Genomic DNA, 12,058 nt, shown 5'->3' with positions numbered 1-12,058 from the left:
GTTCTAAAATCCCCTGATGTTGGGGCATTGTTTTGACTATCGGCAGGCACTATCGGGTATTGAGTATTGTCGATGAACGGCGCGACGTCGATCTTGAGTCTGATCGCCTAGCCCATTGCCGATCATCCTGCGTTATCGTTCAAAGGGGTGATGAGTTCCTGCCTCTGATTCCGCACGTTGCCCACCGCGTTGTCAACCTTGAACCACTCGAAGGCCTCAATAGGCTCTCCCTCGAGAAGCACCATTTGCTCGGCGCGTTCTTTCGGAGTGGCCGGGTCAAGCCATTCGCGAGCGAGTTCGGGCGACAGTGCCACCGGGCGGCGATCATGAATGTCCACCATACCTCCGGCGCTGTCGGCGGTGATGATGACAAAGCCGTCATGCTCGCCTGGCTCATGTTCGCCGATTGGATACTGGCCAATAGCAGCACAGAGGATCGGCGTCCGGTCGCGGTGGCGAATCAGGTAGGGTTGTTTCTTCGGACCGCCTTCATAAACCCACTCAAACCAGTTGTCGATCGCGATGATTGCTCGGTGCGGCCATATTGCTTTGAAGAATGGGCCATGGGCGACCTTTTCGACTCGAGCATTGATCGGCGCGGCGCGGTCTTTGGCCCAGTGCGGGCGCCAACCCCAACGAACCATGTCAGCGCGCAGGTATTCACCATCACGGTGAAATAGGGCGAGCTGAGTGGTCGGCGCGGCGTTATAGCGCTCGAAAGGCTCGTCACCGGCATAGTTGATCAGTGCGTTGGGGATGCTGAGCGCCGCGACGAAGTCATGAATGCCCCGGTACTGTGAAAGGCGTCCGCACATGGCTAAACCCTCAATCTGAATACTGAGCTTAGATGATCGTCTTTGAGTCAGGGATCAGGCCATCCAGTAACCCGCGCAGCCGGTCAGCTTCCTGCTTGTAGCCTCTCGCTGCTATGTCGAGGTCGTACAGCTCCTTGCGGACTTTTGCGAGCTGCCCGGATCGCTCCCGAAGATTGCTCATTGCTTCGTCACGCTGCGTGGAGGCCTCGTCGTACATTTTCACCAGGCCGAAGATGTTTTCCCGTGCGGTGCGCAGTTGCAGATTCAACTCCTGGACTTCGTTTTCCAGCATCTGTTTGTAGTGGGTGATGGTTTCCAGTTCGGTCGGGCATCCAAGCCAGTCGCTGGTATCTTCGATGTCGAGGGGGTCCACAGTCATGCCTTATCTGTACTGTTCGGATATACAGTAATCGAGGCGCAGGAGTCGGGCGAGGGTAAGGCGACGAGCTGCAGGATTTGGGGCGGTGTACGGTCGGCAGGACGCCGGGATGCAGGGACTTTCTTGACGAAAGCCTGTAGGGACTTTTGCGGGGATTCGTAAAGCACAGTTAGTCACGGTACGGCATCGATTGCAGTGGGCGCCGTTCCAAAGGACTGAGCTGTTTAGTGCCCCTGCAAGCAAGGGGTGCTAGGGGCTTAGCGTGGCGATCGATTGCTGTCACTCGGGAGTCATCAGCACCGCGAGCGTAAGCTTGATGAACTCCTCGTTCTTGTCGATGGTGTCCAAGGCGCCGCGCACGTTGTCTGCGACGTCAGCCGAGCCGCGGGCCTCGACCCAGTTTGAAAGCTCCAGGATGGCAGCCTCCAGGGCGAGTTGGTTTTCGTTGATCTTGTACAGCAGGGAAGGGAGCAGGTCTGAATGTGGCATCGTAAATCCTCAGTTTTGAGGACAGCGTAGCATCGCGTTACATGAAGGATGTTTAACGATCGGCAGGACGCCGGAGGAGGGTAAAAGCGGGTTAGTTCTGGAACGTTTCCAGAATAGTTATGGAACACATGCCGAGCGGCGCTGATTTCTTCAAACCCCAGAAACGACAAAGCCCTGAATAATCAGGGCTTTGTCGTTACAAATATGGCGGAGGCGATGGGATTCGAACTCATGGACCTGTTACAGTCGACGGTTTTCAAGACCGTTGCCTTAAACCACTCGGCCACACCTCCGTTGCGTTGCGGGCGCCATAATACCTGAATGAAACACACTGTCAAACTCTCTGCATAGCTTGTTACAGAGCGTCTGTTATGATCTTTGCGACTGAACGTTTCAAACCAACAGGAGTGTCGCCATGCGCGAACAGGATTACGCAGTTAATAACAGCGTGCAGGCTGAGCAGCTAGAGGTTAGCCGCGTCCTGCGCAACACTTACGGCTTACTCGCTCTCACTCTCGCATTCAGCGGCGTGATGGCGTTTGTCGCTCAGCAGATGCGTGTCGGCTACCCGAACGTTTTCGTGGTGCTGATCGGTTTCTATGGCCTTTTCTTCCTCACCAACAAACTCCGTGATTCGGCTTGGGGCCTGGTGTCGGCATTTGCCCTGACCGGTTTCATGGGTTTCCTGCTCGGCCCGATCCTCAACCGTTACCTGGGTATGCAGGGCGGCGCCGAGGTGGTCAGTTCGGCCTTCGCGATGACTGCGCTGGTGTTCGGCGGTCTGTCGGCTTATGTGCTGATTACCCGCAAGGACATGAGCTTCCTGGGTGGTTTCATCACCGCAGGCTTCTTCGTGCTGCTGGGTGCGACGCTGGCGAGCCTGTTCTTCCAGATCAGCGGTCTGCAACTGGCGATCAGCGCAGGTTTCGTGCTGTTCTCCTCGGTCTGCATTCTGTTCCAGACCAGCGCCATCATTCACGGCGGCGAGCGCAACTACATCATGGCGACCATTAGCCTGTATGTATCGATCTATAACCTGTTCATCAGCTTGTTGCAGATCTTCGGCATCATGAGCCGCGATGATTAATCGCCAGGCTTGAAATAAAAAACCCGCGAAAGCGGGTTTTTTTTGCCTGCGATTTGGAAAAAATTCACGCCATCGGTGGCAAGCGGCGCTTGACCGGGGTTTTCTTGACGATTGCGGTGTTGGTTTCGGCATGGGTATTCAGGCGGTCGAGCAGGGTGTCCAGTTGCTCCATCGAACGCACATGCAGGCGGGCAATGAAGCAGTCGTCGCCGGTGACCTTGTCGCACTCGGTGAATTCAGGGATGGCCTGAATCTGCCGCTCCACTTCCTGCAACTGGCCCGGCAGTGGGCGAATACGCACGATGGCCTGGAGTTGATAACCGAAGCTCTTGGGATCAATCTCGACGGTATAGCCCTTGAGCACGCCGCGTTCCTCAAGGCGCCGCAAGCGTTCGGCAACGCTGGGCGAGGACAGGCCGCTGATCTGCGCCAAGGCCTTGAGCGAGCGCCGTGAGTCTTCCATCAACGCCGTGATCAGTACTTGGTCGATATCGTCAGTCATGGCGAAACCTCAATTAGGCAATTATTCAAAACCACCTTGATAAAAAAGGCAGATTTCGAGTTTAGCCTGCTTTTTGCGCTGGAGAAGCCCCTCGGCGGATTGGCATACTTTGGGCTCAAACACAGGAGTCTGATGATGGACAAAACAATACGTCACGGGTCATTCGAAATGACCGCCGCCATGCTGATTTCCGGGACCATCGGCTGGTTCGTGCTGGTGTCCGGGCAACCGGTGCTGGACGTAGTGTTCTGGCGTTGCGTGTTCGGCGCCGGCACGTTGTTGCTGATCTGCGCGGCGTTCGGCTTCCTGCGCCCCGGCATTCTGACCCGCACCACGTTCTTGCTGGCCGTGCTCAGCGGCGTGGCGATTGTCGGCAACTGGGTGCTGTTGTTTGCTTCTTACTCCCGCGCCTCGATTGCCATCGGCACGGCGGTTTACAACGTTCAGCCGTTCATGCTGGTGGGGTTGGCCGCGTTGTTCCTCAATGAGAAAATCACCCTGCAAAAACTGTTCTGGCTGGGCATTTCGTTTCTCGGGATGCTGGCGATTGTCAGCGCACATGGTGGGCAGGGCGAGAGCGGCAATGATTACCTGATAGGCATCGCGCTGGCGCTGGGGGCGGCATTTCTTTACGCGATTGCCGCGCTGATCATCAAACGCCTGACCGGTACACCACCGCATCTGATCGCGTTGGTCCAGGTCACCACCGGCGTGCTGTTACTCGCGCCATTCGCGCACTTTTCGGCGCTGCCGCAAGCGCCGAGCGCGTGGGCCAGTCTGGTAACGCTGGGCATTGTCCACACTGGCGTGATGTATGTGCTGCTCTACGGCGCGATCCAAAAACTGCCGACGGCACTGACCGGTGCGCTGTCCTTCATCTACCCGATTGCGGCGATTTTCGTCGACTGGTTTGCCTTCGGCCATCGCCTGGAGCCACTGCAATGGATCGGTGTTGCCGCGATTCTGTTGGCCGCTGCTGGCATGCAACAGGGTTGGAGCCTTAAGTTTCGTCGGACGGTGACAACGCAGTAAGCCGCAAAGAAACGTCAGATGTTCCAGCGCGGTGCCGTCTTGGCCAAGCGCTGGCGCATCTCGCCGATGTTGGCGACTAATTGCCGGACCAATAACCGATAGCCGTCCAGCGGATTGTAAACCGGCGCGGTCAGGCTTGAATCCGATGGCAATTCGACGGGGCGACTAAGCCGCTGGGACGCACCGGATTTCAGCGCCCGGGCCATACCGATCAGTTGCACCCGAATCAGCCGATGCTCGGCTTTCAAGGACGATTGCAGATGGGCCATGGCGTCCGGGTCACTGGCATCAGGTCGGGTGTTTCCGAGGATTTCCAGGGTGCTGACGCACATCCGCAAGTGGCGCTGAATGGCATCGAGTTCGGTCATGGAGATCCGCACTTCCTTGGACACCGACGGCATCAACGAACGCAGTTGCACCATCACGGTGTTCAAGCGGCCCACCAGTTTATGGTGTTCGTCATCAGTGACCGATTGGCCATTGATGATGCGCCCGTAGATTGTCGCGCAGTCGCGCAAGGCATCGGCCAGGTTGTAGCGCCAGGAATAAACCGCGTAGAGCGGCAGGGCGAAAGAAAACGCCAAGGCCAGGGCGATGCCGATCAGGATGTCCACCCCGCGCCACAACCCGTCGGTGATCGGATTATCGCCATGCCCCGCGACGATAAACACGGTAATCGCCGAGAGCAGCGCGGTGTAACCGCCCTTGCCGATGGCGTGGTACGAGAAGAACCCGCAAACCACCGCCATCGCGAAATAGGTCAACCACGGCATCCCCAGCCACGCCTGTTGCGCCACCAGCAGCAAGCCGACGCCGGCACCGATCAAGGTGCCGATGGCGCGTTCGGCGGCTTTTTTGCCAATGTTGCCGTGGTGTTGCAAGCCGCCGATCACCACCAGCATCGTCACCGACGCCCACTCACCGTGGGGCAGATGGATGCCGGTGGTCAGCAGGATCGTTGCCAGCAACCCCAGCGACACGCGCACCGCGTGGATCACCCTGGCGTGGCGATAACGCCGGTACGGGTCCAGCAACGGACGCAGCAGTCGGCGCATTAGTGGTGGCAGTCGGCTGTCTCTGAATGTACTCAGGCTCGGTCTCCTCAGAAGATGTAATCGGTGGTCAGGAAGCTCGAACTGCGTCCGCTGATGATCTCGCTGATGAGTTCTTTGTTGGTTTCCTGGAACTTGGTCGCTACCAGTGTCCGGATCGAAAACACCCGTAACGCATCATGCACCGACAACGTGCCTTCGGCGGAGTTCTTGCGGCCGTTGAACGGGAAGGTGTCCGGGCCGCGCTGGCACTGCGCGTTGAGGTTGATCCGGCCGACCTGGTTGGCGAAGGTGTCCACCAGCCGGCCGACCGCCACCGGGTTGGTGCCGAAGATACTCAGCTGCTGGCCGAAGTCCGATTCCAGGACGTAATCAATCACCGTGTCCAGATGCCGGTAAGGCACGATCGGCACGACCGGGCCGAACTGTTCTTCCTGATAGACGCGCATCTGCGGCGTCACCGGGTACAGCACGGCGGGGTAGAAGAATGAAGCGCGGGCTTCACCGCCGTTGGGGTTGACCACGGTGGCGCCTTTACTGACAGCATCCGCCACCAGCGAGTGCAGGTAATCGACCTTGCTCGCTTCCGGCAACGGCGTCAGCGCCACGCCGCTGTCCCACGGCATGCCGGGTTTCAGGCTGGCGAGTTTGGCGTTGAATTTCTCGATGAACGAGTCGACCACGTCTTCATGGACGAAGAGGATTTTCAACGCGGTGCAGCGCTGACCATTGAACGACAACGAGCCGGTGAGCGCTTCGCTGACCGCGTTGTCCAGATCCACCTCAGGCAGCACGATGCCGGGGTTTTTCGCATCCAGGCCCAACGCCGCGCGCAAACGGTGCGGTTTTGGATGGAGTTTTTTCAGGTCGCTGGCGGCTTTGTTGGTGCCGATAAACGCAAAGATGTCGATCTTGCCGCTGGCCATCAGTGCGCTGACGGTCTCGCGGCCGCTGCCGTAGATCACGTTGATCACCCCGGCCGGGAAGCTGTCGCGGAACGCTTCCAACAGCGGACGAATCAGCAGCACACCCAGCTTGGCCGGTTTGAACACCACGGTGTTGCCCATGATCAGCGCCGGGATCAGCGTGGTGAAGGTTTCGTTCAACGGGTAGTTGTAAGGTCCCATGCACAACGCTACACCCAGCGGTACGCGGCGGATCTGGCCGAGGGTGTCCTGTTCCAGTTCGAAGCGACTGGAGCGGCGGTCGAGTTCCTTGAGCGCGTTGATGGTGTCGACGATGTAATCGCAGGTGCGGTCGAATTCTTTCTCCGAGTCCTTGAGGTTCTTGCCGATTTCCCACATCAGCAACTTGACCACGGCTTCGCGCTGTTCACGCATGCGTCCGAGGAAGGTTTCGACGTGCTGGATGCGTTCGGCCACGCGCATTGTCGGCCACAGACCCTGGCCCCGGTCATAGGCGCGGACGGCGGCGTCGAGGGCGGTTAAGGCGGTGTCGGCGTCGAGCAGTGGTGTACTGCCAAGGATCACTTGTTCGTCGCCATTTTCGCCGGTCAGGTACACCGGGCTGCGGACTTGGGCGAGGGGCCCGGACCAGGTTTTCAGCTCGCCGTCGACCAGGTATTCACGCTGCTCGGTCTGGCCGTCGAGGCGGTATTTTTCCGGGATGTCGGTGGCGTCGGGAAACAGGTTGCCAAGGATGTGTGCTGTGGTCATGTCGCTACCCCGTCTGGATTGGGTGATGCACTGATGAATCGTTTTAGCAGACCTCGGACTCGCTTGTCATGGCTCATCTTATGATTTTTTGGCTCGACGTTGCGGGTCGTCGTAGCAGCTGCCGAGCTTGCGAGGCTGCGTTCGGCGGCGAAGCCGTCGTGAATCGGATATTGCGGTGTGTCAGGAAAACCTTGCATACAGGGTTTGCGACGGCTTCGCCCGAACGCGGCCCGCACCGAACGCAGCCTCGCAGGCTCGGCAGCTGCTACAGGGTTACGAGGTTGCGACCTTTTGCCCTGAAAACACACAAGTAACGATCCTCCGGTTAAACTTCGCGCTCTTACTGAAGGAGTTCATATGAGTTACTACCAGCCGGGCATTCTCGCCACCCCAGTTCCGCCTCAAGCCCGTCATATGTTCTTCGCACTCGAATCCGCCGCTGCCTTGCCGGCCGCGCTGGAGAATCTGAAAGGGCTGATTGACGGTAAGTCGGCAGTGGTCGGTTTCGGTGAGTCCCTGGTCAAGGCCCTCATGGGGCAAATCGAAGGCCTGCGCACCTTTCCAGCGTTGACCGGTGTCGGCGTCGACAACCCGTCGACCCAGCACGCGCTCTGGTGCTGGTTGCACGGTGTCGACCGTGGCGAATTGCTCAACCGCAGCAACGCCATCGAAGCCGCACTGGCCCCGGCCCTGCGCCTGGTGCAGATGAACGAAACCTTCCGCCACCTTACCGGCCACGACCTGACCGGTTACGAAGACGGCACCGAAAACCCTCACGACGAAGCCGCCGTTGCCGCTGCGCTGGTGAGTGACGGCGCTGACGGAATGGTCGGCGGCAGTTTCGCTGCGATTCAACAGTGGCAGCACGACCTGAAGGGCTTCCATGCGATGCCGTCCCATGAGAAAGACAACATCATGGGGCGTCGTTTGAGCGACAACGAAGAGATCGACGACGCGCCGATCTCCGCTCACGTCAAACGCACCGCCCAGGAAAGCTTCGCCCCTGAGGCGTTCGTGGTGCGCCGTTCCATGCCCTGGATCGAAGGCGATCGCGCCGGCCTGATGTTCCTGGCCTTCGGTTTCTCCCTCGATGCCTTCGAAGCCCAACTGCGCCGCATGAGCGGTCTGGAAGACGGCATCACCGACGGTTTGTACCGCATCAGCCGGCCGATCACCGGCGGCTACTACTGGTGCCCGCCGCTCAAGGATGGTCATCTGGACCTGCGCGCTCTGCGCATCGGCTAAACATCAGGGAGTGAGTATGAACGTGGTGCGCTGGGGCATGATCGGGTGTGGCAGCGTCGCTGAACGCAAGAGCGGGCCGGCCTTCTACAAGGCGCCCGGCTCGGCGCTGGTGGCGGTGATGGGCCGGCGTCTGGAAGCCGTGACCGATTACGCCGCGCGCCACGGCATCGCTCGGGTCTACACCGATGTCGACGCGTTGATCAATGATCCCGAGGTCGACGCGGTATACATCGCCACGCCGCCTGACAGTCATCATGCTTACGCCTTGAGGGTGGCCACCGCTGGCAAACATTGCTGCGTCGAAAAGCCGATGTCGCTGAATGCCGGGCAAAGCCGTGAGATGCAAAAGGTCTTTGCCGATGCCGGGCTGCACCTGTTTGTTTCCTACTACCGGCGTTCGCTGCCACGCTTCCAGCAGGTGCGGCACTGGCTGGAGGAAGGGCAGATCGGCGAGGTCCGGCACCTGTCCTGGACCCTGACCAAAGCGCCATCTCCGACCGATCTTGGCGGTACAGATAACTGGCGCACCGACCCGGCCATTGCTGGCGGCGGTTATTTCGCCGACCTGGCCAGCCATGGCTTCGACCTGTTCCAGTACCTGCTCGGTGACATCGTCGAAGTCGCCGGGTTTACGGCTCGGCAAGCCGGTTTGTATGCCGCCGAGGATGCCGTCAGCGCCAGTTGGCGATTTGCCTCGGGCGCCCTGGGTATGGGCTGCTGGAATTTCGTTGCGGACCGCCGCGAAGATCGGGTCGAGCTGATCGGCAGCAAAGGCCGGATCAGTTTTTCCGTATTCGATGAGCATCCGGTTCAGCTTGAAGCCGATGAAAACCTCAGCCTGCACATCGACAATCATGAGCACATCCAGTGGCATCACGTACTGGGCATGAACGCGCACATTCGGGGCGAGGTGCAGCATCCGGCCGTGGCCGAACAGGCATTGAAAACCGATTGGGTGATGGACCAGATCCTCAAACGCTAACGTAGTTCTGTAGCAGCTGCCGAGCACCGCGAGGCTGCGTTCGGCTGCGGAGCAGTCGTAAACCCTGCATGCAAGATTACCCTGGCACACCGCGCTACCTGATTTCACGACGGCTTCGTCCGAACGCGGCCCGCACCGAACGCAGCCTCGCGCTGCTCGGCAGCTGCTACAAAGTCCGCGGTCGTTCGGCGAATCTAACCTTATGCTCAAACAGTATTTCTCAAGCCTGTCATTAGAACTTTAAGATCACGTCATAACTCGTTATAACAAGTGATCTTCCATGACCGATAACGTTCTCTCCCTCAGTAGCGTTCCGCTGCACACCCAACTGCGGGATGTGCTGCGCGCCCGCATCCTCGACGGCGAATACCCGCAAGACAGCCAGATGCCTTCCGAAAGCGAACTCGGCGCGCTGTTCAAAGTCAGCCGCATCACCGTGCGCCAAGCCTTGGGGGATCTGCAGAAAGAAGGGCTGATCTTCAAGATCCACGGCAAAGGCACCTTCGTCGCCAAGCCGAAAACCTTCCAGAACGTCAGTACCCTGCAAGGCCTCGCCGAGTCCATGACCGGTCGCGGCTACGAGGTGATTAACCGCCTGCGCAGTTTCAAATTCATACCGGCAGACAAGCTCGTCGCCGAGCGTTTACAGGTCGCCGAAGGCGAGACCGTGGCGCAGATCAAACGCGTGCGGCTGATCAACCGTGAGCCGATTTCGCTGGAAATCACTTACCTGCCCAAGGCCATCGGCGAGCGCCTGGAGAAGGCCGATCTGGTTACCCGTGACATTTTCCTGATCCTGGAAAACGACTGCGGCCTGGCCCTTGGTCACGCGGATTTGGCCATCGACGCGGTGCTGGCCGACAGCGACCTGACCCAGGCGCTGAACGTCGAGCCCGGCTCGCCGATCATGCGCATCGAGCGCCTGACCCACGACGCCAGCGGCCAACCCGTGGACTTCGAACACCTTTACTACCGCGGCGATGCCTTCCAGTACCGCCTGCGGATCGACCGGCAAAAAGGGGCGCAGGCATGACTCACGGCTCAATGACTAGAAAGACGCTCGAACAGGAATACGACATCGTCGTGATCGGCGGCGGCACCGCTGGACCGATGGCGGCGATCAAGGCCAAGGAACGCAATCGCGATTTGCGCGTGCTGCTGATCGACAAGGCCAACGTCAAACGCAGCGGCGCGATCAGCATGGGCATGGACGGCCTGAACAACGCGATCATTCCCGGTCACTCGACGCCGGAGCAATACACCAAGGAAATCACCATCGCCAATGACGGCATCGTCAATCAGGCGGCGGTGTATGCCTACGCGACCCACAGCTTCGAAACCATCGAGCAACTGGACCGCTGGGGCGTGAAGTTCGAGAAGGACGAGACCGGCGACTACGCGGTGAAAAAGGTCCACCACATGGGCGCCTACGTGCTGCCGATGCCGGAAGGGCATGACATCAAAAAAGTCCTGTATCGCCAGTTGAAACGGGCGCGGGTGAGCATCACCAATCGGCTGGTCTGCACGCGTTTGCTGACGGACGAAGAGGGCGCGGTCAACGGTGTGATGGGCTTCGATTGCCGCACCGCCGACTTCCACGTGATCAAGGCCAAAGCCGTGATCCTCTGCTGCGGCGCCGCCGGGCGTCTCGGTTTGCCGTCCTCGGGTTACCTGATGGGCACCTACGAAAACCCCACCAATGCTGGCGACGGTTACGCCATGGCTTATCACGCCGGGGCAGAGCTGGCGAACCTGGAATGCTTCCAGATCAACCCGCTGATCAAGGATTACAACGGCCCGGCCTGCGCCTACGTCACCGGTCCGTTGGGCGGCTACACCGCGAACAATAAGGGCGAACGCTTCATCGAATGCGATTACTGGAGCGGCCAGATGATGTGGGAGTTCCACCAGGAACTCGAAAGCGGCAACGGCCCGGTGTTCCTCAAACTCGATCACCTAGCCGAGGAAACCATCCAGAACATCGAAGAGATCCTGCACAGCAACGAACGCCCGAGTCGCGGTCAGTTTCACGCCAATCGCGGCACTGACTACCGCACGCAAATGGTCGAGATGCACATCTCTGAGATCGGCTTTTGCAGCGGTCACTCGGCCTCCGGAGTGTGGGTCAACGAGAAGGCCGAAACCTCGGTCAAGGGTTTGTACTCGGCGGGTGACATGGCCGCGGTGCCGCACAACTACATGCTCGGCGCGTTCACCTACGGCTGGTTTGCCGGCACCAACGCGGCGGACTTTGTCGCCGGTCGCGAGTTTTCAGCGGTCGATGCCCAGCAGATTGAAACGGAAAAGGCTCGGGTCTACGCGCCGCTGGACCGCGAACACGGTCTGCCGCCAGCGCAAGTGGAGTACAAGCTGCGACGTTTTGTGAACGACTACCTGCAACCGCCGAAAGTGACCAAGAAGATGCAAATCGGCCTGCAACGCTTCAGCGATATCCAGCGCGATCTCGATCAGATCAAGGCCCACAACGCCCACGAACTGATGCGCGCGATGGAAGTCAGCATGATTCGCGACTGCGCCGAAATGGCCGCCCGCGCTTCGCTGTTTCGCGCCGAAAGTCGCTGGGGGCTTTACCACTATCGGGTCGACCACCCGCAACGCAACGACAGCGACTGGTTCTGCCATTGCCACCTGAAGAAGGATGAAAACGGCGTGATGAGCAGTTTCAAGAAAGCCGTCGAGCCTTACATCATCCCGCTGGACGCCGATGAAATGCAGGCCTACGACCGGCTGCGGGTCGGTGCCTTTGCAGCCTGAGCATCACAAAAAAGAGAGACCGCG

Annotated in this window: 12 protein-coding genes and 1 tRNA gene; 6 read left to right on the top strand and 7 right to left on the bottom strand. The window is 59.3% G+C overall.

The features are described 5' to 3' along the window. Positions 1-122: 122 nt before the first annotated feature. The 4 genes from AC3IUE_RS18945 to AC3IUE_RS18930 all read right to left on the bottom strand — a co-directional run bounded on the left by AC3IUE_RS18945 (position 123) and on the right by AC3IUE_RS18930 (position 1,976). Positions 123-815: an SOS response-associated peptidase family protein gene (locus AC3IUE_RS18945; RefSeq protein ID WP_489263288.1), complete on the bottom strand. Its 693-nt coding sequence runs from the start codon at positions 813-815 to the stop codon at positions 123-125. A 28-nt stretch (positions 816-843) separates the two neighbouring features. After that, on the bottom strand, positions 844-1,194 hold the full coding sequence (locus AC3IUE_RS18940) for a hypothetical protein (RefSeq protein WP_489263287.1): 351 nt from the start codon (positions 1,192-1,194) through the stop codon (positions 844-846). Between the two features lie 279 nt (positions 1,195-1,473). Next, entirely contained in the window at positions 1,474-1,683 is a 210-nt protein-coding gene (locus AC3IUE_RS18935; protein ID WP_046048531.1) for a hypothetical protein, read from the bottom strand. 205 nt (positions 1,684-1,888) lie between these two features. Continuing rightward, a tRNA-Ser gene (locus tag AC3IUE_RS18930) sits at positions 1,889-1,976 on the bottom strand. A 122-nt stretch (positions 1,977-2,098) separates the two neighbouring features. On the opposite strand from AC3IUE_RS18930, the gene AC3IUE_RS18925 reads away from it, so the two are divergent. Further along, entirely contained in the window at positions 2,099-2,770 is a 672-nt protein-coding gene (locus AC3IUE_RS18925; protein WP_046048530.1) for a Bax inhibitor-1/YccA family protein, read from the top strand. Between the two features lie 64 nt (positions 2,771-2,834). Here AC3IUE_RS18925 and AC3IUE_RS18920 read toward each other — a convergent pair whose 3' ends face one another. Continuing rightward, positions 2,835-3,272 (bottom strand): Lrp/AsnC family transcriptional regulator, encoded by a 438-nt coding sequence (locus AC3IUE_RS18920; RefSeq protein ID WP_056740694.1) that lies wholly within the window; start codon positions 3,270-3,272, stop codon positions 2,835-2,837. A 135-nt stretch (positions 3,273-3,407) separates the two neighbouring features. Here AC3IUE_RS18920 and AC3IUE_RS18915 point away from each other — a divergent pair, with 135 nt between their 5' ends. Continuing rightward, the gene (locus tag AC3IUE_RS18915) at positions 3,408-4,304 is read left to right on the top strand and encodes a DMT family transporter (RefSeq protein WP_489263286.1); all 897 of its coding nucleotides are present in this window, start codon (positions 3,408-3,410) and stop codon (positions 4,302-4,304) included. A gap of 14 nt (positions 4,305-4,318) precedes the next feature. Here the strand turns inward: AC3IUE_RS18915 and AC3IUE_RS18910 are convergent, their stop codons facing one another. Then, a complete protein-coding gene (locus tag AC3IUE_RS18910; protein WP_489263285.1) occupies positions 4,319-5,359 on the bottom strand; it encodes an FUSC family protein in 1,041 nt (346 codons plus the stop codon). 47 nt (positions 5,360-5,406) lie between these two features. Continuing rightward, positions 5,407-7,032, bottom strand: a complete 1,626-nt coding sequence (locus AC3IUE_RS18905; protein ID WP_489263284.1) for an NADP-dependent glyceraldehyde-3-phosphate dehydrogenase — start codon at positions 7,030-7,032, stop codon at positions 5,407-5,409. Positions 7,033-7,389: 357 nt separating this feature from the next. Here AC3IUE_RS18905 and AC3IUE_RS18900 point away from each other — a divergent pair, with 357 nt between their 5' ends. The 4 genes from AC3IUE_RS18900 to AC3IUE_RS18885 all read left to right on the top strand — a co-directional run bounded on the left by AC3IUE_RS18900 (position 7,390) and on the right by AC3IUE_RS18885 (position 12,034). Continuing rightward, positions 7,390-8,277: a Dyp-type peroxidase gene (locus AC3IUE_RS18900; protein ID WP_150655614.1), complete on the top strand. Its 888-nt coding sequence runs from the start codon at positions 7,390-7,392 to the stop codon at positions 8,275-8,277. Positions 8,278-8,293: 16 nt separating this feature from the next. Beyond that, positions 8,294-9,259: a Gfo/Idh/MocA family protein gene (locus AC3IUE_RS18895; RefSeq protein ID WP_489263283.1), complete on the top strand. Its 966-nt coding sequence runs from the start codon at positions 8,294-8,296 to the stop codon at positions 9,257-9,259. Positions 9,260-9,539: 280 nt separating this feature from the next. Beyond that, positions 9,540-10,292 (top strand): GntR family transcriptional regulator, encoded by a 753-nt coding sequence (locus AC3IUE_RS18890; protein WP_033061603.1) that lies wholly within the window; start codon positions 9,540-9,542, stop codon positions 10,290-10,292. An 11-nt stretch (positions 10,293-10,303) separates the two neighbouring features. After that, positions 10,304-12,034: a fumarate reductase/succinate dehydrogenase flavoprotein subunit gene (locus AC3IUE_RS18885; RefSeq protein ID WP_223432528.1), complete on the top strand. Its 1,731-nt coding sequence runs from the start codon at positions 10,304-10,306 to the stop codon at positions 12,032-12,034. The last annotated feature ends 24 nt before the right edge of the window (positions 12,035-12,058 follow it).

This window comes from Pseudomonas sp. GL_093, assembly GCF_057837605.1.
The sequence above is the reverse complement of the archived record's forward strand: the minus strand, read 5'-3'. Positions and strand labels throughout refer to the sequence as shown.

Bases quoted from the DNA above. Each gene is read 5' to 3' on its own strand.
- AC3IUE_RS18945 (WP_489263288.1), bottom strand. From the start codon at position 815: ATGTGCGGACGCCTTTCACAGTACCGGGGCATTCATGACTTCGTCGCG.
- AC3IUE_RS18940 (WP_489263287.1), bottom strand. From the start codon at position 1,194: ATGACTGTGGACCCCCTCGACATCGAAGATACCAGCGACTGGCTTGGA.
- AC3IUE_RS18935 (WP_046048531.1), bottom strand. From the start codon at position 1,683: ATGCCACATTCAGACCTGCTCCCTTCCCTGCTGTACAAGATCAACGAA.
- AC3IUE_RS18925 (WP_046048530.1), top strand. From the start codon at position 2,099: ATGCGCGAACAGGATTACGCAGTTAATAACAGCGTGCAGGCTGAGCAG.
- AC3IUE_RS18920 (WP_056740694.1), bottom strand. From the start codon at position 3,272: ATGACTGACGATATCGACCAAGTACTGATCACGGCGTTGATGGAAGAC.
- AC3IUE_RS18915 (WP_489263286.1), top strand. From the start codon at position 3,408: ATGGACAAAACAATACGTCACGGGTCATTCGAAATGACCGCCGCCATG.
- AC3IUE_RS18910 (WP_489263285.1), bottom strand. From the start codon at position 5,359: ATGCGCCGACTGCTGCGTCCGTTGCTGGACCCGTACCGGCGTTATCGC.
- AC3IUE_RS18905 (WP_489263284.1), bottom strand. From the start codon at position 7,032: ATGACCACAGCACACATCCTTGGCAACCTGTTTCCCGACGCCACCGAC.
- AC3IUE_RS18900 (WP_150655614.1), top strand. From the start codon at position 7,390: ATGAGTTACTACCAGCCGGGCATTCTCGCCACCCCAGTTCCGCCTCAA.
- AC3IUE_RS18895 (WP_489263283.1), top strand. From the start codon at position 8,294: ATGAACGTGGTGCGCTGGGGCATGATCGGGTGTGGCAGCGTCGCTGAA.
- AC3IUE_RS18890 (WP_033061603.1), top strand. From the start codon at position 9,540: ATGACCGATAACGTTCTCTCCCTCAGTAGCGTTCCGCTGCACACCCAA.
- AC3IUE_RS18885 (WP_223432528.1), top strand. From the start codon at position 10,304: ATGACTAGAAAGACGCTCGAACAGGAATACGACATCGTCGTGATCGGC.